The organism is Staphylococcus sp. NWU MKU2 (assembly GCF_033283605.1).
In the GTDB taxonomy this organism is placed as follows: Bacteria; Bacillota; Bacilli; order Staphylococcales; family Staphylococcaceae; genus Staphylococcus; species Staphylococcus haemolyticus.
Map to the genome: position 1 here is coordinate 1 of NZ_JAVSMH010000014.1, position 22,974 is coordinate 22,974.

A 22,974-nucleotide genomic window follows, 5' to 3' on the forward strand; every position below is an offset into this window, starting at 1 on the left:
TTATGATAATTAAATGCTTCTAGCGTTTCAAAAGGTTTAAGAAATAGTTTCCAATAACTTTTATATTTATTATAAAGGGGTCTATTAGAGGTTCTATAACAATTCATTACATGAACTCTAGACATATTTAACGCTCGATTCAAAGATTGAACAATATGAAAACGATCAATAATAATCTTCGCGTTAGGAAATAATTGTTTGATTAGTGACATATATGGTTCATACATATCAATCGTTACTGTTTTAACTTTTTGTCTGAGTTTTAAAGAATAGCGATAAAAATGATCTTTTAGCGATTTTAACTTACGATCCGCTACCACATCTACGATGCGGTGCGATACAGCATCTGCATAAATAAAACTCATTTTTCCGATTACGTTTTTAACACTTTTAAATTCGTCCATCATTAAGTGTTCAGGTAGAGCATCAAAAGAAGACTGACCTACGTCGCTTGCCGCTTGATTAATCACTCTAGACACAGTCATTGATGATACTAAGCATGACTTAGCGATAGATTTTTGAGAGCGGTATTCTTGTGCTTTATCTAAAACTGCAAGTTTTGTTTTATTAGAAATAAAACAATGAGCATCGACAATATTAGATTTAGCAGTAAAATGACTGTCACATGATTTACAATAAAATCTTTGTTTTTGAAGTTCTAAATAAGCGGGTATTTCCATAATTTTAAGTAAAGTAATCGTTGAGGTTTTCTTACCATTTTTTACTATAGAGAAATTTTCATTTTTAGTTGAACAATTTTCACAATGTGTAGGTTGATAAGTAAGCTCGGCATAGTAAAACAAGCTCATTCGTCCTTTATGTTTTTTCTCAATCACTTCATCTGAAAAATTTAGATTTTTATCTTTAATTCTTAAAGTATTTAATATAGACTTACACATAGGCGCATTACCTTTCTTTTTTATTTTGTGTGGTAACTAATAATTATAGAGGTAATTGCGCCATTTTTGTATTCAAACATAAAAATTGGACTGATGATTTTTAGTCATCAGTCCAATTTATTATAGAGCCATAATTAAATAAGTTTGCACTTAATTATAATTTAAATGATGAAGTATCAATTTTAACTCCAGGACCCATTGTTGTAGTTACAGCAACAGATTTGAAGTAAGTACCTTTAGCAGATGATGGTTTAGCTTTAGCTAATACATCTTGTAAAGTTTTGAAGTTTTCAACTAATTTTTCATCGCTGAATGAAACTTTACCGATTGAAGCATGTACGATACCTGCTTTTTCAGCACGGTATTCAACTTTACCAGCTTTGATTTCTTCAACAGCTTTTTTAACATCCATAGTTACTGTACCAGTTTTAGGGTTTGGCATTAAACCTTTAGGTCCTAATACACGACCTAATTTACCAACTTCGCCCATCATGTCTGGTGTAGCTACTACTACGTCAAAGTCGAACCAACCTTGTTGGATTTTTTGTACGTATTCAGATTCACCTACGTAATCTGCGCCTGCTTCTTCTGCTTCAGTGATTTTGTCACCTTTAGCAAATACTAATACACGTTGTGATTTACCAGTTCCGTTTGGTAATACTACTGCACCACGGATTTGTTGGTCATTTTTACGTGTATCAATTCCTAAACGGAAAGCAACTTCAACTGATGCGTCGAAGTTAGCAATGCTTGTTTCTTTAGCTAAGCTGATTGCTTCTTCAACACTATAATGTTTAGTACGATCAACTTTATTAGCTGCTTCTTGATACTTTTTACCTTTTTTAGCCATTTATTGTTCCTCCTTTAGTGGTTTTAGCGGAATTTCCTCCCACGCTTACTTGTGCCTAACACAAGTTAAGAGCAGATAACAGATGAATGTCTAATGTTTGAGTAATCTTAAGAAAGATTACTAGTCATCCAGACTAATCATAGACAATATTGTCGTTGTCATTTCTGTTACCTGCTATCGTCTATCAGTTTATTTCAAAATTAAACTAACTTTGTATTCATTAATTATTGTACAGTGATACCCATACTACGAGCAGTACCTTCGATAATACGCATAGCTGCTTCTTCGTCTGCAGCGTTTAAGTCTTGCATTTTAGTTTGAGCAATTTCACGTACTTGATCTTTAGTTACTGTAGCAACTTTAGTTTTGTTAGGTTCACCAGAACCTTTTTCTACGCCAGCTGCTTTTTTAAGTAGTACTGGAGCCGGTGGAGTTTTAGTAATGAATGTAAATGAACGATCTTCATAAACACTGATTTCTACCGGAATGATTAAACCTGCTTGTTCTTGTGTACGTGCGTTGAATTCTTTACAGAATCCCATGATGTTCACACCTGCTTGACCTAATGCTGGACCAACTGGTGGTGCTGGGTTCGCTTTACCTGCAGGAATTTGTAATTTAACTACTTTTTCTACTTTTTTAGCCACGATGTGCACCTCCTTGATATCGTGATGTGGTCACAGGGCTCAGTTTTGCCCTCCCACTCATAAACATTTCGTGACGAAATGAGCGCTATAAAAACGCGACCACATTATTTTAACACTAAACCAACTTAAAAAGCAATAGTAAAATTTCATCTTTTTTGTTGTTCAATATTTTTCCAAATTTAATTGATTATAGTTTTTCTATTTGATCAAATTCAACTTCAACTGGTGTTTCTCTTCCGAACATATCAACTAATACTGTTAATTTAAATTTATCGGGTTCGATTTCTTGAACTTCTCCAACTTGATTAGCGAACGGTCCAGATTTAATACGAACTTGTTCTCCGACATCTAATTCTACATCGATTGTTTTTTCTTTAAGTCCCATTTGTTTTAAAATGAATCTCATTTCTTCAGGTAATAATGGGTTTGGCTTAGAACCTGCTCCAGCTGAACCAACGAATCCTGTAACACCAGGTGTGTTACGTACTACATACCAAGATTCATCAGTCATCACTAGTTCTACAAGTACATAACCAGGGAACGTTTTTTTAAGTTGCTTTTTAGCTTTACCATCTTTAACTTGTGTTTCTTCCTCTTCAGGTATGACAACTCTAAAAATCTGTTCTGTCATATTCATTGATTCTACTCTTTTTTCTAAATTCTTCTTAACTTTATTCTCATATCCAGAATACGTATGCACAGCATACCAACGCTTTGCGCCAACCTCTTCAGACATGTTGTCACTCCTTATTCTTATCTAAATAGTTCAATTAAATTCCCAATACCTATATCTAATACCCAGAAAAAGACCATAAAGAAGATTACTGTAGAAACTACAATTACAGTATATTTAAAAAGTTCTTCTTTTGTTGGCCAACTCGTTTTTTCCATTTCACTTTTAACGCCTTGGAAGAAACTATCTTTTTCTTTGTTTGTGCCTTTATCTTTAGCCATCAAAATTACCTCCATACTCACAGTTAGTTAACCGTTGACTTTAATAGCAATACTTTCACTATTATTTAGACTCTTTATGAATCGTATGTGCATTACATCTCGAACAATATTTTTTTATTTCTAGTCTCGTTGCAGAAGTTTCTTTTTTCGGTACGTTATAATTTCTAGTACCACAAACTTCACAAATTAAAGGTACTTTTTTCAAATCAGTTCACCTTTGCTCATTTTAATACCAGTATACTATACATAAACCTAACATTAAATGTCAAACAAGCGCCGTTATGTATGAGTTGATACAACTTAATAAAGACGCTTCAATAAATAGTACTTCATTTTCATTTTACAACGTTGAATACTATTGTAAACCACTTTATCTTTAATACCTAGTTGTTTTGCAAATTCACTAGGTGAATAATCAGACATTAGTAATTCAGCTACGCTTCGCTCGAATCGACTTAATACTGTTAAACTACTCACTAGCAATTCTCGCTTCTCTTTTATCATGCAAATATCTTCAATATGTTTACTTGATTGATTCAATTTGTAGTCAATAACATAGTCATTAATGATGCTATCGTGCTTATCAGTCTCAATATACTTCCTTCTCCAAAAATCATTTCTCATCGATCGTACGATACAATTCAAATAGTGTTCGAAGGGAACGTCTGTACTAAAATCAAATGTATGAAGCGCTAAATAAATCCTGATTAAAGTTTCTTGTACTAAATCTTCAATATCTTCATTTTTCATTCCATAACTTTTAAATTTTATAAAAAGTTTAGGTTGTATGTGGTTTACTATATCTATAAATAATCTCTCTTGTTCGTGACTACTACGACTATTTTGGAATGCTTTAAAGGTCTTCTCTAGTTGTATAAATTGATGTGCCATAAACCTTACCTTTCAAATTAAGTTAGGCAAAGTTTATATGAAGTCATTTTCAAAAGACAAGTGGACGATTTTAATCTTTGTTATGATTTCCACGTCTAATCTTTTCAAATTCTGCTAATACATCATTTGATAACGAAATGCGTGTTCTCGGTTTACTTTCTGTGAAATCATCTAATGACTTACTCACTGTGATTTCATTTTCTCTTAAATCACGCCACATCTCTCTCGAAGATACACGATATGCGCCAGCACCAAATATTGCATGTTGCTCGCTCATATCACTGGTTACAACGGTAATATGTGTCGTGTGCTTGTTATATAAATTATAAACATAACGTTCTATATAGCTATCCGCAGTCTCTTTTTCTTTTGTAAATACTGTTTTCACACCATGATAAATGTATTCTCTTTCTATACCTGATTGTTCATATGCATCAAACACACATACAATTTCATCAGCTACAACAGCATTATAGTTTGCTATAGCATCTAATAATTGCTCTCGTGCTTCTTGCAAATTATCTTTTGCAATTTTACCGAGTTCAGGTGACTGTCCAATCATATTGTAGCCATCAATTATCAAATATTTATCTTTCATGCGTTATCTCCGACTTGATGACGTTTACGATATACTTCATACATCATTAAACTAGCAGCTACCGATGCATTGAGGCTATTAACATGTCCAACCATAGGTATTTTAATGTAAAAATCACATTTATCTTTCACTAATCTACTCATGCCTTGTCCTTCACTACCGATAACGATAGCTAATGGCATATCCGCCGCCATATCTCTATAGTCTGTTGCATTATCCGCTTCAGCACCTGCTACCCAGTAGCCATGTTCTTTTAATTCGTCAATTGTTTTTGCTAAATTCGTAACACGCATAACTGGAACATGTTGTATCGCACCTGTTGATGCTTTAGCAACTGTTTGCGTTAACGCTACTGAACGTCTTTTAGGAATAATAACACCATCAACACCGCTAGCATCTGCCGTTCTCAATATAGAGCCTAAGTTATGAGGATCTTCAAGGCCATCTAAAATCACTACAGTTGATAAACCTTCTTTATCCTTTTGAGATTGAATAAATTGATCGAAATCAGCATATTCATATGGTGCAATAAGTGCAGCAACACCTTGATGAGGTGCATTTGCTAAATTATCTAATTTGGATTTTGGAACTGTTTGCACAATCAATTTTTGCTCTTTAGCATTTTGTAAAATATCATTGATTTGTTGCTTTCTGATTCCCTCTTGTATCCAAATTTTATTAATAGTATGGCCAGAAACAATCGCTTCTTTAACAGCATGCCTACCGACAATAACGATATCTTCCACTGTTTTCACTACCTTTCATTGACTGTTTGAACAATCATATCAAGTAAATTTTTCAATCTTTCTTCTTGATGATCTAAATATAAATATCCAATGACTGCTTCTAAACCAGAACTTTTACGATAAGTTTGAATATCCGTATTTTTAGCCTTAGTGTGACTTTTAGCATTACGACCTCTTTTAACAATATCTAATTCTTCATCCGTGAACCAACCCATTTCAAATAATGTTTCTAAAGTTTGCGCCTGACTTTTCGCAGACACATAACTTTTCGAAACTTGATGCAATCGATTAGGCTTACTTTGTAATTTAAGAACGATATATTCTCGCACGTGCTGGTCCAACACTGCGTCACCCATGTAGGCTAGTGTTAACGGGTTTAACAATTTAATATCCATATTATCCACGTTTAAAGCGTACACCTTGTGGCGTATCCTCTAATATAATGTTTTGTTCTTTAAGCATGTCTCTTATTTCATCTGCACGTGCAAAGTCTTTATTTTTACGCGCTTCATTACGTTCTTCGATGAGCTTTTCAATATCTTCATCAAGTAACATATCTGATTTATTACCTTTTAGTGGAACTCCAAGTACATCACTAAATATCTGATAAACTTCTTTGAATCGAGAAATGACTTGAGTAGATGTATTGTTCTCTAAAACATATTTATTCGCAAGTTTAGATAAATCGTACCAAGCCGTAACAGCATTAGCGGTATTGAAATCATCATCCATTACTGTCTCAAATTGCTCTAAAATAGCATCAATTTGTTCGATATATTTAGATTGGTCAACGATGTCTGTCGCGATTGTTTCACGTTCTTCTATTAATTGATAGCTATTACGAATGCGTTCTAAACCACTCTTAGCTGCATTAACAAGTTCTAGATTATAGTTAATAGGACTTCTATAATGTACGCTAATCATGAAGAATCGCAGTACGTCAGGATCTACTTCTTTTATGATGTCATGAACTAGTATAAAGTTACCTAACGATTTACTCATTTTCTCGTTATCTATATTTATAAAACCATTATGCATCCAGTAATTAGCAAATGGGGCATGATTATGCGCTTCTGATTGCGCAATTTCGTTTTCGTGATGAGGGAATTGTAAGTCAGAACCACCAGCATGAATATCAATTGTTTTGCCTAGTTCATGAAACGCCATTACTGAACATTCAATATGCCAACCTGGACGCCCTTCACCAAAAGGACTTTCCCAACTAATTTCACCTGGTTTTGCTTTTTTCCATAAAGTAAAGTCTAACGCATCTTCTTTTTGTTCCCCAGCTTCTATTCTTGCTCCTACCTTTAAATCATCTAATGACTGATGGCTTAATTTACCGTAACCTTCAAATTTGCGTGTTCTAAAGTAGACATCGCCGTCACTCTCATAGGCGTAACCTTCATCAACTAGCTCTTTAATAAAATCAATAATCTCATCCATATGATTCATTACACGTGGATTCGAAGTCGCTTTCTTAACGTTTAATGCACCAACATCTTCATAAAACGCTTTAATGTATCTATCTGCAATATCCGGTACACTCTCATTCAATTCCTTAGAACGGTTTATTAATTTATCGTCTACATCTGTGAAGTTTGAAACATAAATCACTTCGTATCCTTTATATTCAAAATATCTACGTACAACATCATAATTTATGGCAGGACGTGCATTACCAATGTGAATATAATTGTATACTGTCGGACCACAGACATACATTTTCACCTTACCTGGTTCGATAGGTTCAAATGTCTCTTTTTGACGCGTTAATGTATTATATAATGTAATCATCTTTAATCTCTCCGTTCTTCGCTTTTTCAAGTTGTTTTTCTAGCTGCTTAATTTGTTCATATAAAGGGTCAGGTAAATTACGGTGATCAAATGTTTTACCGATACGTTTACCCTCTTGTTTAACAATATGTCCCGGAATACCGACTACAGTCGTGTAACTTGGAACTGATTGTAATACCACTGAATTCGCACCAATATTCACATTCGAATCAATTTGAATATTACCTAACACTTTTGACCCAGCTGCGATTAATACATTATCACCAATATCAGGGTGACGTTTTCCTTTTTCTTTGCCCGTACCACCCAGTGTTACACCTTGATAAATAGTCACATTATCACCAATTGTACAAGTCTCACCAATTACTACACCCATACCATGGTCTATAAATAAGCGTTTGCCAATTTTCGCGCCTGGATGTATTTCAATACCTGTAAAGAAACGTGATACTTGAGATATAATTCTCGCCAATACATAGCGTTTCTTATTATATAGTTTATGTGCAATAAGGTGACTCCAAACTGCATGTAATCCAGCATATGTTGTAATAACCTCAAATGTTGTACGAGCTGCTGGGTCTTGTTCGAATACCATTTTCACATCGTCTCTCATTCTTTTTATCAAGACTGTCGCCCCCTCAGTTTTTTAAAAAGTTTAAAAATTTCCAAATTTAATAGCAAAATACTTAAATACACTCTAAATAAAATAATTAGCGCCCCTAACACATAAGATGCTAGAGGCGCTACTGCACGGTTCCACTCTGTATTCTAGATAAATGCAAGCTAGTATATCTATATAACTATAGGTTACTAGATTCAGTTTATCATACTCATTTACTATATTTAGTTGATTATACAAAGGTGCATTCAACATCGTCTATGGCGTACTCACAGCAACCGTACACTCTCTGATATCATAGTCCAATATTTACTAATCCTTCGCCTTTAAATACTCATACCAAAATGGCTTCGCCATCTTTAACTTTATCATATTTGCTTTAATGTAAAATTTCAAGTGTTAGATAAGTTAAATTAGCATCTCATTCGCGCAACTTGCCTGATGTCCTTTACACGAATTTTTTCAATCGTGAAAGCACTTTATCTTTACCTAATACTTCAATTGTATTAGGTAATTCAGGACCATGCATTTGACCAGTTACGGCAACACGAATAGGCATGAATAATTGTTTACCTTTAATACCTGTTTCTTTTTGTACTTCTTTAATTGTTTTCTTAATGTCAGCCGCTTCAAATGGTTCTAAAGCTTCTAATTTACCATATAAATGTGTCATCAATTCAGGAACTTGTTCACCATTAAGGACTTCTTGCTCTTCTTCTCCTAATTCAGGCATCTCATGGAAGAACATTTCAGATAAAGGTACAATTTCGCCTGCATAGCTCATTTCTTTTTGATATAGTGCCACTAATTTGCGACCCCATTCTTTATCATCTTCACTTGGAGATTCTGGGATTAAATTAGCTTTAATAAGATGAGGCAATGCAAGTTCAAATACTGTGTCAGTATCTTTTGTTTTCATATATTGGTTATTAACCCATGCTAATTTTTGTCTATCGAACATCGCTGGTGATTTAGAAAGACGTTTTTCATCAAAGATCTTAATAAATTCTTCTTTAGAAAAGATTTCTTCCTCTCCTTCTGGAGACCAACCTAATAATGTAATAAAGTTAAATAACGCTTCTGGCAAGTAACCTAAATCACGATATTGCTCAATAAATTGTAAAATTTGGCCATCACGTTTACTTAATTTTTTACGTTCTTCATTAACAATTAGCGACATATGACCAAAGCGTGGCGCTTCCCAACCAAATGCTTCATAAATCATAAGTTGTTTTGGTGTGTTAGAAACGTGATCGTCACCACGAATAACATCGGAAATTTCCATATAATGATCATCGATAGCTACAGCAAAGTTATAGGTAGGGATGCCATCTTTTTTAACGATAACCCAATCACCTATATTGTTTGAATCGAATGAAATTTCACCTTTAACCATATCATTGAACGTATACGTTTGATCTTGAGGCACACGGAATCTAATTGATGGGCGACGACCTTCAGCTTCAAATTGTTGACGTTCTTCTTCAGTTAAATGTGCATGTTGACCACCGTAACGAGGCATTTCACCACGTGCGATTTGATCTTCACGTTCTTTTTCAAGCTCTTCTTCAGTCATGTAACATTTGTACGCTTTATCTTCGTCCAATAATTGTTGAATAAGTGGATTATAGATATCACCACGTTCTGATTGACGATAAGGTCCATAACCTTTGTCTTTATCGATTGATTCGTCCCAATCTAATCCTAACCATTTTAAGTTATCAAATTGAGATGACTCACCATCTTCAAGGTTACGTTTACTATCCGTATCTTCAATACGCACTACGAAATCACCATCATAATGCTTAGCAAATAAATAATTAAATAATGCAGTTCTTGCATTACCAATGTGTAAATATCCAGTTGGACTTGGCGCATATCTCACTCTAATGCGTTCACTCATCGTATTCACTCCTATAAATATTAGTTATGTTTTAACTTCGAATTTATACGCTTTATCTAATACAGGCTACAAACTTTACACTCTAACCGAGTCGTTCTACGCCAGTAAGAAACATCTTCAAACCATTAGAAAAAAGCTATTCTAAACTATCATTTTAGACATGTTCCCGAATAACTTTCCACTTTACATTACCCTTAGATAAAAGTTCGCATTTCTTCATTATTGTAGCACTAAATCAATACTTTGATAAGTCACTTGTTTACGCTATAGATTATCATTAATTCATACATCTACTTTATGTAAATAGGTTCCATGCTTCGCTTCTTGAAAAGAGTGCCCTCCACATTTAGTGTTTCACATGAAACCTAATCACTTACAATAATTTAATTTTTTTATAATTGAACGTATCTTCTTAATCTCTAAGTTTAAAGAACATATTTATCATTACTCTGAATAGTCTATTTTTTTAGCGAAAATAATACGTCCTGATGATGTTTGTAATAAACTGATGACTTCTAAATCTACATGTTTACCTACAAGTGATTTCGCATTGTCAACGACTACCATTGTGCCGTCATCTAAATAGCCTACACCTTGACCTGGCTCTTTACCCATTTTAGTCAATAGAATATTAATACGGTCACCTTGATGAACATTCGGTTTAATTGCTTCAGATAAGTCGTTTACATTTAAAGCTTTAATTCCTTGAACGTGACATACTTTATTTAAATTAAAATCGGTAGTAATCACATGCGCATGATAAGTCTGTGCTAACTTTACCAATAGTTCATCAATATCACTGTGAGACTTTTGTGGATGTATCACGCGTGTAGGATACTCTAAGTCATACAATTCATTTAATATATCTAAACCGCGTTGTCCTTTCTCACGTTTCACACTATCATTCGCATCAGCTACAACTTGAAGTTCATTAATAACACCTTGCGGGATAAGGATTTCACCATCTATAAAACCACAACGAATGACATCTAAAATACGTCCATCGATAATTGCACTTGTATCTAAAAGTTTAGGTACAGCACTAATATTACTTTTAGACATAGAGCGTGCCATATTTTCCGGCAAGAACATTAACATTTCGTCACGCTTTTTTAAACCAAATTGGAAACCTAAATAACATAGCAATAATGTAATAATAAGTGGTACTAGATGATTTAATATCGTGTTTCCAATCATTTCTAGAATAAACGAAGCCATAACTGATATAAATAATCCAATGATAAGTCCAAGTGTTGCAAATAAAATTTCAACAGCACTACGTTGCATAATCCAATGTTCAATGGCTTTAAAAGTTTTCGTAACTTTATTAATAAAGAAGCCAAAAATCAAGAAAAATACTACTATTCCAATTAAGCCATCAATATAATAGTTATGTAAAAATGGGTAACCATCAATATTAAAATCCTTGAGTATTTCAGGTATCAGCAAAATACCAAGTGCAGCACCTAGAATAATATATATGATGATTACAATTCCTTTTAGTACTTTCATAAGTCTCACCTCTTTTTCACTTTATTTACGATTTGAATGCATATTTTAGTGCATCATGTACTGTAGACACTCCTACTACTTTAATGCCTTCAGGAAATTGCCACCCACCGATATTTGTCTGTGGAATAATAACGCGTTCAAAGCCTAATTTAGCTGCTTCTTGAACACGTTGTTCAATTCGAGAAACACGTCTCACTTCACCGGTCAAACCTACTTCTCCAATATAACAATCAAGCCCATCTACTGCTTTATCTTTAAAACTTGAAGCTGTTGCTACTATAACACTTAAATCAACTGCCGGCTCTGTCAATCGAACGCCACCAGCTACTTTAATATATGCATCTTGTTGTTGTAATAAATAGTTTTCTTTTTTCTCTAATACAGCCATTAATAAACTCAAACGATTATGATCTATACCTGTTGCCATACGTCTAGGGTTATTAAATGTTGTAGGAGTCACTAAGGCCTGAACTTCTATTAATAGAGGTCGTGTGCCTTCCATAGTTGCTACAATCGTTGATCCCGGTACATTGGTAGAACGTTCCTCTAAGAACATTTCAGAAGGATTATGAACGCCTTTTAATCCGCTTTGTTTCATTTCAAAAATGCCCATTTCATTAGTAGAACCAAAACGGTTCTTAACCGCTCTCAAGATACGATAAGCATGATGCTCATCTCCCTCAAAGTACAGTACAGTATCAACCATATGTTCTAATAGACGCGGTCCTGCAATTTGACCTTCTTTTGTAACATGTCCGACGATAAATGTTGCAATATTCATTTGTTTAGCAATATTCATTAAACTCTGTGTACTCTCTCTAACTTGAGACACAGAACCAGGTGCCGAACTAATTTCAGGATGATATATTGTTTGAATAGAATCCACAACTAAAATATCAGGTTGTGCTTGCTGAACTGTTTGATGTATTACCTCTAAATCTGTTTCTGCTAACACATTTAAATTACTCGAATCTTCATCTAGTCGATCGGCACGTAATTTAGTTTGATTTAGTGATTCTTCACCTGTAATATACAGTACATTTAATTTTTGTGACAATGATGCACAAATTTGCAGTAATAACGTTGATTTACCAATACCAGGATCTCCACCTATTAACACTAAAGAACCACTTACAATGCCACCGCCTAAAACGCGGTTGAACTCTTTTGATTCTGTCTGAACTCTCGGTGTCACTTCATTCTTGATATCATTTAATTTCTGGACTTTTGCGCTAGACGTTGATGTCTTTACGCCGTGTTTAGGATTTGAAGCTTTTTCAACAATTTCCTCCATTTGATTCCATGACCCACAATTAGGACACTTTCCCATCCATTTTGGAGATTGATAGCCGCAAGCCATACACTCAAAAATTACTTTCTTTTTGGCCAAAATTGCACCCCCGATTTTTCTTTGAACAAATCTATTTTATATGTAACGTTGCACAATGACAAATGTAAACTAAAGCAAATTAGTATAAATTTGATTCTATTTATTTTAGTGATGATTAATACTTATAATGATTAAAATTGATTCATTGAAATCAAAAAAATTAAAGCTGAGACATATCTTATTCGAATGTCTCAGCTTATATATTTAACATTAATTTTATTGTATTATGCTTCAGTTTCAGTTACTTCGTTGCCTTCATCTGAAATACCATTATTTTTTTCATTGATATTATATTTAAATTCATCACCATCATGATCGATGACAACTTCTTTACCTTCAATTTGGTTACCGTCTAAAATTAATTCACTCAAGTTATCTTCAACTGTTTTTTGAATAGCTCTGATTAATGGACGGGCACCATATTCTGGATCATAGCCTTCTTCAGCAATTTTTTCTTTTGCTTTATCAGTTACAACAATATTAATATCTTGCTCAGATAGTCGTTGTGTTAGTTTATTAACCATCATTGTAACGATTTCTTTCAATTCATCTTTAGAAAGTTTATGGAATACGATGATGTCGTCAACACGGTTTAAGAACTCTGGACGGAATGAATTTTTCAATTCTTTCATCATAGTCTTGCGAATTGTTTCATAGTCATGACCTTCAGAACCGCCACCGAAACCAGCAAAACGTTGATCTTGTAATTCTTGTGCACCGACATTTGAAGTCATGATAATCACTGTATTTCGGAAATCAACTTGACGTCCTTTTGTATCAGTTAAATGACCATCGTCTAGAACTTGCAATAGAATATTAAATACATCTGGATGCGCCTTTTCGATTTCATCAAATAAGATAACTGAGTATGGTTTACGTCTTACTTTTTCAGTTAATTGGCCACCTTCATCATGACCTACATAGCCCGGAGGCGCTCCAACTAAACGACTCACAGCATGTTTTTCCATAAACTCACTCATATCAACACGAATCATTGCATCTTCTTCACCAAACATTGATTCTGCTAATGCTCTAGCTAATTCTGTTTTACCTACACCTGTTGGACCTAAGAAGATAAAACTACCGATTGGACGTTTAGGATCTTTCAATCCTGCACGAGCACGGCGTACCGCTTTACTAATAGAAGTTACAGCATCATTTTGGCCTATAACTCTATCATGTAACGTTTGTTCAAGATTTAATAATCGATCTGATTCAGTTTCATTAATTTTTGTCAGCGGGATACCTGTCCAACCTGCAATGACTTCACCAATATCTTCTTTAGATAGAGAAGTGGATTGATCGCCTTGAGTTGTTTTCCACTCATTTTTGGCATCTTCATATTGTTTTTCAAGTTTAGTTTGTTTATCACGTAAATTAGCAGCATTTTCAAATTCTTGAGCATGAACTGCTGCGTCTTTTTCATTTTTTACTTTTTCAATTTCTTGCTCAATTTCTTTCAAGTTATTTGGTGTTGTATGACTTTTCAGTCTTACTTTTGAACTTGCTTCATCAATTAAATCAATCGCTTTATCGGGTAAGAAACGATCTGATACATAACGATCACTTAATTTAGCAGCCGCTTCAAGTGCTTCATCTGAAATATTGATGCGGTGATGTGCTTCATAACGATCACGTAATCCTTTTAAAATTGCAATTGTGTCTTCAACTGTTGGTTCATCAACTTGAATAGGTTGGAAACGACGTTCTAACGCTGCATCTTTCTCGATGTTTTTACGATATTCATCTAATGTTGTCGCACCGATACATTGTAATTCACCACGTGCTAATGCTGGTTTTAATATGTTTGACGCATCGATTGCGCCTTCAGCTCCACCAGCACCAACTAATGTGTGTAATTCATCAATGAATAAGATTACGTTACCAGCTTGATGAATTTCTTCCATTACCTTTTTCAAACGTTCTTCAAATTCACCACGATATTTAGTACCAGCTACAACTGTTCCCATATCAAGTGACATCACGCGTTTACCTTTAAGTGTCTCAGGTACTTCATTATTAACAATAGCTTGAGCAAGGCCTTCTGCAATTGCAGTTTTACCTACACCTGGTTCACCAATTAGTACAGGATTATTTTTAGTACGACGACTTAACACTTCAATTACACGAGTAATTTCTTTATCTCTACCAACAACTGGATCTAACGTTCCATCTTTGGCAATGACAGTTAAATCACGTGCTAATCCATCTAATGTAGGTGTATTATTTGATTTATTTGCTGTAGCATTTTTATTGCTCATTTCAGGACTACCTAGCGCTTTGACGACTTGGGCACGCGCTTTCGTAATATTTAAATCAAGATTAGCAAATACGCGAGCAGCTACGCCTTCATTTTCACGAATTAAACCTAGTAATATGTGTTCTGTACCTACAAAGTTATGGTGTAACTTTCTTGCTTCATCCATTGAAAGTTCAATTACTTTCTTAGCTCTGGGTGTATAATGCAATGTTCCTGTTTGATCTTGTCCGTGACCGATTAATTTTTCGACTTCTTCAATCACTTTATCTTCGGTAATATTAAAGCTTTCTAATACTTTAGCAGCAATACCTTCTGGTTCTTTCATTAAACCTAATAACAAATGTTCTGTACCTATATTAGAATGATTTAAACGTATTGCTTCTTCTTGTGCGTGTGCTAGGACACGTTGTGCACGTTCAGTTAATCTACCAAATAGCATATATTTTTGTACCTCCTATTGAGTATATTCTCTTAATATATTTGCTCTCTTTTCATTTACAGAGATTGTTTCATCTTCATCGTTATAGATAAACGCTGATTGAATACTTACCATTAATTCATTAAATTTAAAATCACTCAATGTTAAATACCCTAAATCGATACCTAATTTCACTTCACTTAAACGATAAGAAGCTTCTTCCATTGAAATGATTCGACTATTTTGTAAAATACCCAATGACCGATAAATACGGTCTAGCGTTTCTAATTCATTGTATTGAGTTAAACGTTCACGAATTTGCATTTCTTCATTTATGATTTGTTGAACAACTTCAGTTAAATTATCTATGATTTCATCTTCAGTCTTACCAAGTGTTAATTGATTTGAGATTTGATAAATATGGCCATACACTTGCGAGCCTTCTCCATATATACCTCGAATTGTAAAACCGAAACGATTAATTGTCTGTGCAATACGATTCATACGTTTCATAATGGATAATCCTGGCAAGTGTAACATCACACTTGCTCGCATACCTGTACCAATGTTTGTTGGACACGTAGTTAAATATCCTAAATGTTCATCATAACTAATGTCTAGTGATTGATCTAACGTATCATCAATCTCACTAGCTTTGTTATATAAGTCTTGTAAAGATAAATCGGTGCCCATTGCTTGTATGCGTATATGATCTTCTTCATTAATCATAATGCTTATTGATTCATCTTTATTCAATAACACTGCTGATGCGGGTTGTTTAATCAGTTCAGGACTAATTAAATGTTTTGCAACAAGTTTCATTTTGTTTTGTTGATCCATTGTATCCAAACGCATTAGATCTAAATCAGGCAATACATCTTGTACTTCATTTATAACTCTGAAGCCATCTTGTTCTGATGGAAACATGAGTGGGTGAACGTGATTTTCTAAGTTTCTAGCCAATCGAATTCTTGATGACATAACAATTGGAGATTCTTCAGTTTCCTTCATCCATTCACTGATATGTGCATTCATATCACTCATTGCGTTCCACCCCGCTCTCGTCTTTCAAGGCTTTTATTTCGTCTCTAACGATTGCAGCTTCTTCAAAGTTTTGTTCATCTATTAGTACATTAAGATACTTTGTTTTTTCCTCAATTTGTTTCTTGATGGCAAGTTTCTTATGAGAAGAACGAGGTGTTTTACCTACGTGTTCAAATTGTCCACCTTGAACGCGTCTTACTATATCTACGATGTCATCTTTGAAAGTGGCATAACAATTTGCACACCCGAATTTCCCTACATGCGCAATATCTTTTAATGTCATCTTACACGTTGGACATCGCTTCTCTTCTTGAAAAGCTACTTCATGGAAATTAATACCATGTTTCGTTGCCAAATGTTGCAATATTTGTTTGACGACAAATGCTTCTTCAATATCGTCTTGAAACTGAGAATGTGGGGATGGCGTTTCATTTTGTTGCCAAGGGTTTTCACCTTGAGCACATATAGAACATACCCATTTCTCAGAAGTGCCTTCTTTACTTTTTACTGTAAGTTTAACCTCTGCTTCATTTAAATGACAGTTTTCGCAAAGCACACATAGACACCTCGCTTTTCTATTAATAAAAATTAATGATTGGTAACAAACGTTTTAAAATATTCGCTCTAATAATATCTCGAGCAACAACATCCATTTTCAAAGTCTCACGATCAACTATAACTTGAATCATTCTTGCTTCTCTTTCATTAATGAGACCTTTATCTAGCAAACCATCTAAAATATAGTAAGCTTGTTGCTGGGAAATGGATGGCCCAATGATTTGCAACAGATGATTAATATACCCCGTTGCATCTTTATTTTCAATTTTGGTGATTCGGATATAACCTCCACCACCTCGTTTACTTTCTATTTCATAACCATGTTCGTTTGTGAATCTAGTTTTAATGACATAATTTAATTGAGAAGGTACACAGTCGAACCGTTGAGCAATATTTGCTCGTTGAATTTCTACCACGTCTTCATTACTTTCTTCGAATAACTTTTTAATGTATTGTTCTATGATGTCAGACATGTTGTGCATGTTTTACCACCTCTTTTGACCTTCTTTGACTATATTATATGAGCATCTTTGACCTTTTTCAACCAATTTGTTTTTTAATTTTCTAAAATTATTGATGTTACATGTAAGAATTTATTGTATTATATTAGTTAAGTAAATTTAAAGGAGTAGAATTATGCATATTCTTATTGGGATTATAGGGATAATTTTCTTTTTGGCACTTGCATTTTTGTTTAGCTCTGACAGAAAAAATATCCGCTGGCAATATGTTGGTATTTTATTAGTTATCCAACTTGTGTTCGCGTTTATTTTATTGAAAACGACAGCAGGTATTACAGTTATTGGGGGCATTTCGGAAGGATTTAACTACTTATTACAAAAAGCTGCAGAAGGGGTCAACTTCGTGTTTGGCGGATTTAAGTTCGTAGATCCTAAAAACCCACCATTCTTCTTCAGTGTGTTACTACCAATTGTATTTATTTCAGCATTAATTGGTATCTTACAATATACTCGAATCTTACCATGGATTATTAATGTTTTAGGATTCTTAATTTCTAAAATTAATGGTATGGGACGTTTAGAATCATACAATGCAGTTGCTGCTGCAATCTTAGGTCAATCTGAAGTATTCATTTCATTGAAACAACAGTTACCTTACATACCTAAACAACGTTTGTACACATTAACAGCTTCAGCAATGTCTACAGTATCAGCGTCAATTATTGGTGCATACTTCACATTGATTGAACCTAAATATGTTGTTACAGCTGTTGTATTAAACTTATTTGGTGGTTTCATTATTGCTTCAATCATTAACCCTTATAAAGTTAATGAAGAAGACGATAAACTATTAGTAGACGAAAGCGAAACTAAAAAACAGTCATTCTTCGAAATGTTAGGAGAATACATTTTAGATGGTTTCAAAGTTGCAGTAATCGTAGGCGCAATGTTAATTGGTTATATTGCAATCATCGCATTATTAAACGGTTTAGTAAGTGGTGCATTTAGCTTAGTATCAGGTGGCGCAATTAAATGGGACTTCCAAACATTAATCGGATTTGTCTTTGCACCATTAGCATTCTTAGCTGGTGTACCTTGGGAAGACGCTGTTAAATCAGGTTCCGTTATGGCAACTAAATTATTATCTAATGAATTTGTTGCAATGCAATCATTAGGTAACTTAAAAGATATATCTGAACATGCGAAAGGTGTAACGTCTGTATTCTTAGTATCATTCGCAAACTTCAGTTCAATCGGTATTATCTCAGGTGCCATTAAATCACTTAACTCTGAAAAAGGTGATGTCGTAGCGCGCTTTGGACTTAAGTTATTATTTGGTGCAACATTAGTATCATTCATTTCAGCTGCAATTGCTGGTTTCTTTATCTAATATCGAAATTAAATAACCTAGAACTTCCAATTTATAAAGAAGTTCTAGGTTATTTTTTTGCAAATTGAAGACTTTTAAAACGTCCCCAAACTTGCCATTATTCATTTATTTAACCATATGATCAATAAAGTATTGCGTTACTCTGTAATCATCTGTTAATTCCGGATGGAATGATACGCCCAAATATTTGCCTTGTTTTACTGCTACAATCTTATCGCCAACTGTACTTAATATTTCTACGCCCTCTTCAACACTAGCGATATGAGGTGCTCTAATAAATACACCTTCAATGTCTTCAGCAATACCTTTAATATCTAACTCTGCTTCAAAACTATCTACTTGTCGTCCAAATGAATTACGTTCAACAGTTATGTCTAATTTCTTCAAATAGCCAGTTTCACCTTCGACATCTTTCGCTAGTACGATAAGACCTGCACATGTGCCAAACATTGGTAAATCAGATTGTTGTAATTTTTCTTTAAATCCATATAAATCCATTAATCTTCGCAATGTAGTAGATTCGCCACCTGGAAGAATTAACCCATCTATCTCATCTAATTGTTCAACCTTTTTAACTGCAATACCTTCGTGACCACTAAGTTCAATATGACGGATGTGTTCACGTACGGCACCTTGCAATGCTAATACACCAATCTTCATATATTACCAACCACGCTCTTGCATACGTTCTTCTAATGAGATTTGATTAATATCTAAACCTTTCATTGCTGTGCCTAATTCTGAAGCTAATTTGCCAATAAGCTCATAATCTTGGTAATGCGTTGTAGCTTGAACAATTGCTTTAGCAAATTTCTCAGGATCTTCAGATTTGAAAATACCTGAACCAACAAATACACCATCAGCACCTAATTCCATCATTAAAGCAGCATCTTGAGGTGTAGCAACACCACCAGCTGCAAAGTTAACTACTGGTAAACGTCCGTGATCTTTGATTTGTTTTAAAACTTCATAAGGCGCACCAAGTTCTTTAGCATAAGTCATAATTTCATCGTCATTCATCACAACTAAGCGACTAACTTCCGAATTAACTTTTCTCATATGTCTAACTGCTTCTACAATGTTACCAGTTCCAGGTTCACCTTTAGTACGTAACATTGCAGCACCTTCACCAATACGACGCGCAGCTTCACCTAAGTTACGACAACCACATACAAAAGGAACCGTGAATTGATCTTTTCTTAAATGATATTCTTCATCAGCAGGTGTTAATACTTCTGATTCATCAATATAATCTACGCCCATAGCTTCTAACACACGTGCTTCAGTAATATGACCAATACGTGCTTTCGCCATAACTGGAATTGATACAGCATTCATTACTTCTTCAACAATTTTAGGATTAGCGCTACGTGCTACCCCACCAGCTGCTCTGATGTCAGATGGTACACGTTCTAAAGCCATAACCGCAACTGCGCCAGCTTCTTCTGCAATTTTAGCTTGTTCTGCATTAACAACGTCCATAATAACGCCGCCTTTTTGCATCTCAGCCATTCCTCTTTTAACTCGATCTGATCCTACGATTTTAGACATAAAATTAACCCCTTTTCCAATTTGATTAAATTCATTTTAAGTTATAAACTGATATTTAAAAAGGTACAATTTATTTATAAAATTAGGGGTCAGTTATTAAAATGAAAAAGCAAAAATTATATATCTCTCTTTATGAACAATTAAAAAACCAAATTATAGAAGGTCAATACCAAGCACAAGACAAATTTCCATCGAAACGCCAGTTAAGTGAACATTTATCTCTTAGTCATACAACGATTGAACACGCCTATCAACTCCTACTTGATGAAGGTTTTATATACTCTAAACCACGTTCTGGCTATTATGTTTCCGATATTCAGTCATTACCTGTCATCAATATTAATAATCAATTTATAGAAACCGAGCCTAAGACACCTGAGAGCAAACAATACAAGTATGCTTTTAATTTAGCTGAAATTGATGCAGAATACTTCCCCCTCAACCTTTTCCGAAAGTATGCAAAAGAAGCTTTTGAAGATAATGAATTAGCACTTTTAGAAAAAGGAGATATCCAAGGGGAATTAAATTTACGACAACAAATTGCCCATTATCTATTTAATAGTAGAGGGGTTTCGTGTCATCCCAATCAAATCGTCATTGGATCTTCTACAGAGCAGCTGCTAAACATGATTACAGATTTACTTAAAACATCATCTTTTATAATAGAAAAACCAAGTTATCCGCCCATAAAACATGTTTTAGATAAAAACAAGCATAATTATATACAGGCAACAGTTGAAATAGATGGAATTAATATGATTGACATCATAAATTCTAATAATGATATTGTTTATATAACACCGTCACATCAGTTTCCTACAGGATATGTCATGAATTTAAAGAAACGAACACAGTTAATTAAATGGGCACATCAACAAAATAGCCGATATATAATTGAGGACGATTATGATTCAGAATTTAGATATTACGGTAAACCTATTCCTGCTTTACAAAGTTTAGATAAAAATGACAAAGTGATTTATATTAGTACATTTTCAAAGTCACTTTACCCGAGTTGCCGTATTGCTTATATTGTTTTACCTCAAAAATTATTACAATCTTATCTGTCAATGCCTTATAAAGAAAGCAACACAGTACCTGTTCATATCCAACAAATTATTGCTAACTTCATGTCATCTGGAAGTTTTGAGCGTCATTTAAATAAAATGAGAAAGATTTATAGAGAGAAACTAAATTATATATTAGAACGTTTGAAGCCACATGAAGATCAATTAAAAATCGAAGGTGCTTTAACAGGAATGCATTTTACTATAACTGTTGACAATGGACTTACAATGTCTCAATGCCTCCACAATGCTGAGAAATTGAAATTAAAATTAAACGTTTACAATTATGCGGAAGAAAACGAACTACTTCCAAAATTTATTATTGGATTTGGTGGTATTCCGAATCATAAACTTAAAGAGCATACTGACGTTTTAATAAAATCATTAACTGTATAGTGAAAAAGAGCCTGGGACATAAATAATATGATGATGCTATTTTGCAAATTCGCAGTAGCTGACTGAACTGAAAATGCGCTTAAATTAAGCTTTTTTCAGTTCTAGTCATCCTTGCGGGGGTGGGACGACGAATTTAAAAAGAATTCTGTCCCACTCCCCATCGTTTATATTAAGTAATAATTAGACATTAATAGTTTCTTAGTAAAGTTCAAGTGCTTTCTTCCAATTATAAGAAATCAATACAGCTACACTCATCACCAATAGTATAATCACAAGTTCAGATGCCATATAACCTTGTGACAGATGAACAGTAAATAAAGCTCCAAGCATAATTATGATAAAGCCGGCAGCTATATAATTAGCAAATAAACCAATAATCATTAAAATGCCTCCGATGAATTCAAATAATGCTAAAATAACACCGAAGAAGGCAGGGAAACCTAAATCAGACATCATTGCCATTGGCTCTTTAAAGCCACCAAATACTTTTTGAGCACCATGTATTGTAAATGTAATACCTAACATAAGTCTTATTAATAATAAACCAATTCTCATTGTCTGTCGTTCTCCTTTATGATATATTTATTATATTTAATATAGTACATATACTACATGATGTTAAATGCTATTTCAACCATATTCTTAATTCATCGGCTTCAAACGTTTTCTCTTCGTGAAGCTATTACACTTTCATTTGTTGATATCTTATTAAACCTTCGGTTTTAATTTTAGGCATAAAAAAAAGAGACCTTTCGGTCTCAATATCGGCTCATCGCATCCATACGATTTGCCTGGCAACGTCCTACTCTAGCGGAACGTAAATCTGCTACCAACGGCGCTAAGAAACTTACTTTACTTCGAGTCAAGCGCTCGCATCCTTCTTCATTTTCTAAAATTGCTTGCTCTTTTAGCTCAACTAAACTCGCTTCTCAATTTTCTCAATTCCTCGGCTTCAAACGCTTTCTCTTCGTAAAGCTATTACACTTTGATTTGTTGATATCTTATTAAACCTTCGGTTTTGTT

24 protein-coding genes are annotated in these 22,974 nt (G+C 34.1%); 2 read left to right on the forward strand and 22 right to left on the reverse strand.

Translation table 11 applies throughout. From position 1 onward, the window contains the following. The 19 genes from SBL15_RS12510 to SBL15_RS12600 all read right to left on the reverse strand — a co-directional run. Window positions 1-899: ISL3-like element ISSha1 family transposase (locus SBL15_RS12510; protein ID WP_317956173.1), on the reverse strand; the 899-nt coding region annotated here is incomplete at its 3' end. A gap of 154 nt (window positions 900-1,053) precedes the next feature. Beyond that, window positions 1,054-1,749: a 50S ribosomal protein L1 gene (gene rplA, locus SBL15_RS12515; RefSeq protein WP_011276724.1), complete on the reverse strand. Its 696-nt coding sequence runs from the start codon at window positions 1,747-1,749 to the stop codon at window positions 1,054-1,056. A gap of 224 nt (window positions 1,750-1,973) precedes the next feature. Next, window positions 1,974-2,396 (reverse strand): 50S ribosomal protein L11, encoded by a 423-nt coding sequence (gene rplK / locus SBL15_RS12520; RefSeq protein ID WP_001832298.1) that lies wholly within the window; start codon window positions 2,394-2,396, stop codon window positions 1,974-1,976. Window positions 2,397-2,583: 187 nt separating this feature from the next. After that, window positions 2,584-3,132 (reverse strand): transcription termination/antitermination protein NusG, encoded by a 549-nt coding sequence (gene nusG / locus SBL15_RS12525; protein ID WP_016931333.1) that lies wholly within the window; start codon window positions 3,130-3,132, stop codon window positions 2,584-2,586. A gap of 17 nt (window positions 3,133-3,149) precedes the next feature. Continuing rightward, the gene (secE, locus tag SBL15_RS12530; RefSeq protein ID WP_011276726.1) at window positions 3,150-3,350 is read right to left on the reverse strand and encodes a preprotein translocase subunit SecE; all 201 of its coding nucleotides are present in this window, start codon (window positions 3,348-3,350) and stop codon (window positions 3,150-3,152) included. Window positions 3,351-3,411: 61 nt separating this feature from the next. Continuing rightward, complete coding sequence (rpmG, locus tag SBL15_RS12535; RefSeq protein WP_016931334.1) at window positions 3,412-3,555, reverse strand: 50S ribosomal protein L33; 144 nt, start codon at window positions 3,553-3,555, stop codon at window positions 3,412-3,414. 95 nt (window positions 3,556-3,650) lie between these two features. After that, window positions 3,651-4,241 (reverse strand): sigma-70 family RNA polymerase sigma factor, encoded by a 591-nt coding sequence (locus SBL15_RS12540; RefSeq protein WP_317956175.1) that lies wholly within the window; start codon window positions 4,239-4,241, stop codon window positions 3,651-3,653. 70 nt (window positions 4,242-4,311) lie between these two features. Beyond that, window positions 4,312-4,839 (reverse strand): NYN domain-containing protein, encoded by a 528-nt coding sequence (locus SBL15_RS12545; RefSeq protein WP_011276728.1) that lies wholly within the window; start codon window positions 4,837-4,839, stop codon window positions 4,312-4,314. Further along, window positions 4,836-5,585, reverse strand: coding sequence for a 23S rRNA (guanosine(2251)-2'-O)-methyltransferase RlmB (rlmB, locus tag SBL15_RS12550; RefSeq protein WP_011276729.1), 750 nt, complete (start codon window positions 5,583-5,585; stop codon window positions 4,836-4,838). The genes SBL15_RS12545 and rlmB overlap by 4 nt, the downstream gene beginning before the upstream one ends. Window positions 5,586-5,593: 8 nt before the next feature. Then, entirely contained in the window at window positions 5,594-5,980 is a 387-nt protein-coding gene (locus tag SBL15_RS12555) for a Mini-ribonuclease 3 (RefSeq protein ID WP_033079761.1), read from the reverse strand. A 1-nt stretch (window position 5,981) separates the two neighbouring features. After that, window positions 5,982-7,382, reverse strand: coding sequence for a cysteine--tRNA ligase (gene cysS, locus SBL15_RS12560; RefSeq protein WP_033079759.1), 1,401 nt, complete (start codon window positions 7,380-7,382; stop codon window positions 5,982-5,984). After that, a complete protein-coding gene (gene cysE, locus SBL15_RS12565) occupies window positions 7,366-7,995 on the reverse strand; it encodes a serine O-acetyltransferase (protein WP_172458793.1) in 630 nt (209 codons plus the stop codon). Before cysE ends, cysS begins: the two co-directional genes overlap by 17 nt. A gap of 454 nt (window positions 7,996-8,449) precedes the next feature. Next, window positions 8,450-9,904 (reverse strand): glutamate--tRNA ligase, encoded by a 1,455-nt coding sequence (gene gltX / locus SBL15_RS12570; RefSeq protein ID WP_016931336.1) that lies wholly within the window; start codon window positions 9,902-9,904, stop codon window positions 8,450-8,452. A 444-nt stretch (window positions 9,905-10,348) separates the two neighbouring features. After that, window positions 10,349-11,416, reverse strand: coding sequence for a PIN/TRAM domain-containing protein (locus SBL15_RS12575; RefSeq protein ID WP_107612366.1), 1,068 nt, complete (start codon window positions 11,414-11,416; stop codon window positions 10,349-10,351). Between the two features lie 25 nt (window positions 11,417-11,441). Continuing rightward, complete coding sequence (gene radA, locus SBL15_RS12580) at window positions 11,442-12,806, reverse strand: DNA repair protein RadA (RefSeq protein ID WP_011276735.1); 1,365 nt, start codon at window positions 12,804-12,806, stop codon at window positions 11,442-11,444. Window positions 12,807-13,030: 224 nt separating this feature from the next. After that, entirely contained in the window at window positions 13,031-15,505 is a 2,475-nt protein-coding gene (locus SBL15_RS12585) for an ATP-dependent Clp protease ATP-binding subunit (protein ID WP_016931338.1), read from the reverse strand. A 15-nt stretch (window positions 15,506-15,520) separates the two neighbouring features. Then, a complete protein-coding gene (locus SBL15_RS12590) occupies window positions 15,521-16,528 on the reverse strand; it encodes a protein arginine kinase (RefSeq protein WP_053017888.1) in 1,008 nt (335 codons plus the stop codon). Next, window positions 16,521-17,084: a UvrB/UvrC motif-containing protein gene (locus SBL15_RS12595; protein WP_011276738.1), complete on the reverse strand. Its 564-nt coding sequence runs from the start codon at window positions 17,082-17,084 to the stop codon at window positions 16,521-16,523. Before SBL15_RS12595 ends, SBL15_RS12590 begins: the two co-directional genes overlap by 8 nt. 22 nt (window positions 17,085-17,106) lie before the next feature. Beyond that, window positions 17,107-17,568, reverse strand: coding sequence for a CtsR family transcriptional regulator (locus SBL15_RS12600; protein ID WP_053041225.1), 462 nt, complete (start codon window positions 17,566-17,568; stop codon window positions 17,107-17,109). A gap of 154 nt (window positions 17,569-17,722) precedes the next feature. On the opposite strand from SBL15_RS12600, the gene SBL15_RS12605 reads away from it, so the two are divergent. Further along, complete coding sequence (locus SBL15_RS12605; RefSeq protein ID WP_053017889.1) at window positions 17,723-18,937, forward strand: NupC/NupG family nucleoside CNT transporter; 1,215 nt, start codon at window positions 17,723-17,725, stop codon at window positions 18,935-18,937. Window positions 18,938-19,042: 105 nt separating this feature from the next. On the opposite strand, the gene pdxT is transcribed toward SBL15_RS12605, so the two are convergent. Together pdxT and pdxS are read right to left on the reverse strand one after the other, a co-directional pair. Continuing rightward, on the reverse strand, window positions 19,043-19,597 hold the full coding sequence (gene pdxT / locus SBL15_RS12610) for a pyridoxal 5'-phosphate synthase glutaminase subunit PdxT (RefSeq protein WP_037552097.1): 555 nt from the start codon (window positions 19,595-19,597) through the stop codon (window positions 19,043-19,045). A gap of 3 nt (window positions 19,598-19,600) precedes the next feature. Further along, a complete protein-coding gene (pdxS, locus tag SBL15_RS12615; RefSeq protein ID WP_011276742.1) occupies window positions 19,601-20,488 on the reverse strand; it encodes a pyridoxal 5'-phosphate synthase lyase subunit PdxS in 888 nt (295 codons plus the stop codon). 101 nt (window positions 20,489-20,589) lie between these two features. Between pdxS and SBL15_RS12620 the strand changes: the two genes are divergently transcribed. After that, window positions 20,590-21,951 (forward strand): PLP-dependent aminotransferase family protein, encoded by a 1,362-nt coding sequence (locus SBL15_RS12620; protein WP_107612368.1) that lies wholly within the window; start codon window positions 20,590-20,592, stop codon window positions 21,949-21,951. Window positions 21,952-22,149: 198 nt separating this feature from the next. Here SBL15_RS12620 and SBL15_RS12625 read toward each other — a convergent pair whose 3' ends face one another. Further along, a complete protein-coding gene (locus tag SBL15_RS12625) occupies window positions 22,150-22,506 on the reverse strand; it encodes a DoxX family protein (RefSeq protein WP_107612371.1) in 357 nt (118 codons plus the stop codon). Window positions 22,507-22,974 lie beyond the last annotated feature (468 nt).

Bases quoted from the DNA above. Each gene is read 5' to 3' on its own strand.
- rplA (WP_011276724.1), bottom strand. From the start codon at position 1,749: ATGGCTAAAAAAGGTAAAAAGTATCAAGAAGCAGCTAATAAAGTTGAT.
- pdxT (WP_037552097.1), bottom strand. From the start codon at position 19,597: ATGAAGATTGGTGTATTAGCATTGCAAGGTGCCGTACGTGAACACATC.
- SBL15_RS12575 (WP_107612366.1), bottom strand. From the start codon at position 11,416: ATGAAAGTACTAAAAGGAATTGTAATCATCATATATATTATTCTAGGT.
- cysS (WP_033079759.1), bottom strand. From the start codon at position 7,382: ATGATTACATTATATAATACATTAACGCGTCAAAAAGAGACATTTGAA.
- nusG (WP_016931333.1), bottom strand. From the start codon at position 3,132: ATGTCTGAAGAGGTTGGCGCAAAGCGTTGGTATGCTGTGCATACGTAT.
- gltX (WP_016931336.1), bottom strand. From the start codon at position 9,904: ATGAGTGAACGCATTAGAGTGAGATATGCGCCAAGTCCAACTGGATAT.
- SBL15_RS12605 (WP_053017889.1), top strand. From the start codon at position 17,723: ATGCATATTCTTATTGGGATTATAGGGATAATTTTCTTTTTGGCACTT.
- SBL15_RS12555 (WP_033079761.1), bottom strand. From the start codon at position 5,980: ATGGATATTAAATTGTTAAACCCGTTAACACTAGCCTACATGGGTGAC.
- SBL15_RS12625 (WP_107612371.1), bottom strand. From the start codon at position 22,506: ATGAGAATTGGTTTATTATTAATAAGACTTATGTTAGGTATTACATTT.
- SBL15_RS12545 (WP_011276728.1), bottom strand. From the start codon at position 4,839: ATGAAAGATAAATATTTGATAATTGATGGCTACAATATGATTGGACAG.
- SBL15_RS12585 (WP_016931338.1), bottom strand. From the start codon at position 15,505: ATGCTATTTGGTAGATTAACTGAACGTGCACAACGTGTCCTAGCACAC.
- secE (WP_011276726.1), bottom strand. From the start codon at position 3,350: ATGGCTAAAGATAAAGGCACAAACAAAGAAAAAGATAGTTTCTTCCAA.
- SBL15_RS12620 (WP_107612368.1), top strand. From the start codon at position 20,590: ATGAAAAAGCAAAAATTATATATCTCTCTTTATGAACAATTAAAAAAC.
- SBL15_RS12540 (WP_317956175.1), bottom strand. From the start codon at position 4,241: ATGGCACATCAATTTATACAACTAGAGAAGACCTTTAAAGCATTCCAA.
- pdxS (WP_011276742.1), bottom strand. From the start codon at position 20,488: ATGTCTAAAATCGTAGGATCAGATCGAGTTAAAAGAGGAATGGCTGAG.
- SBL15_RS12590 (WP_053017888.1), bottom strand. From the start codon at position 16,528: ATGAGTGATATGAATGCACATATCAGTGAATGGATGAAGGAAACTGAA.
- SBL15_RS12600 (WP_053041225.1), bottom strand. From the start codon at position 17,568: ATGCACAACATGTCTGACATCATAGAACAATACATTAAAAAGTTATTC.
- cysE (WP_172458793.1), bottom strand. From the start codon at position 7,995: ATGAGAGACGATGTGAAAATGGTATTCGAACAAGACCCAGCAGCTCGT.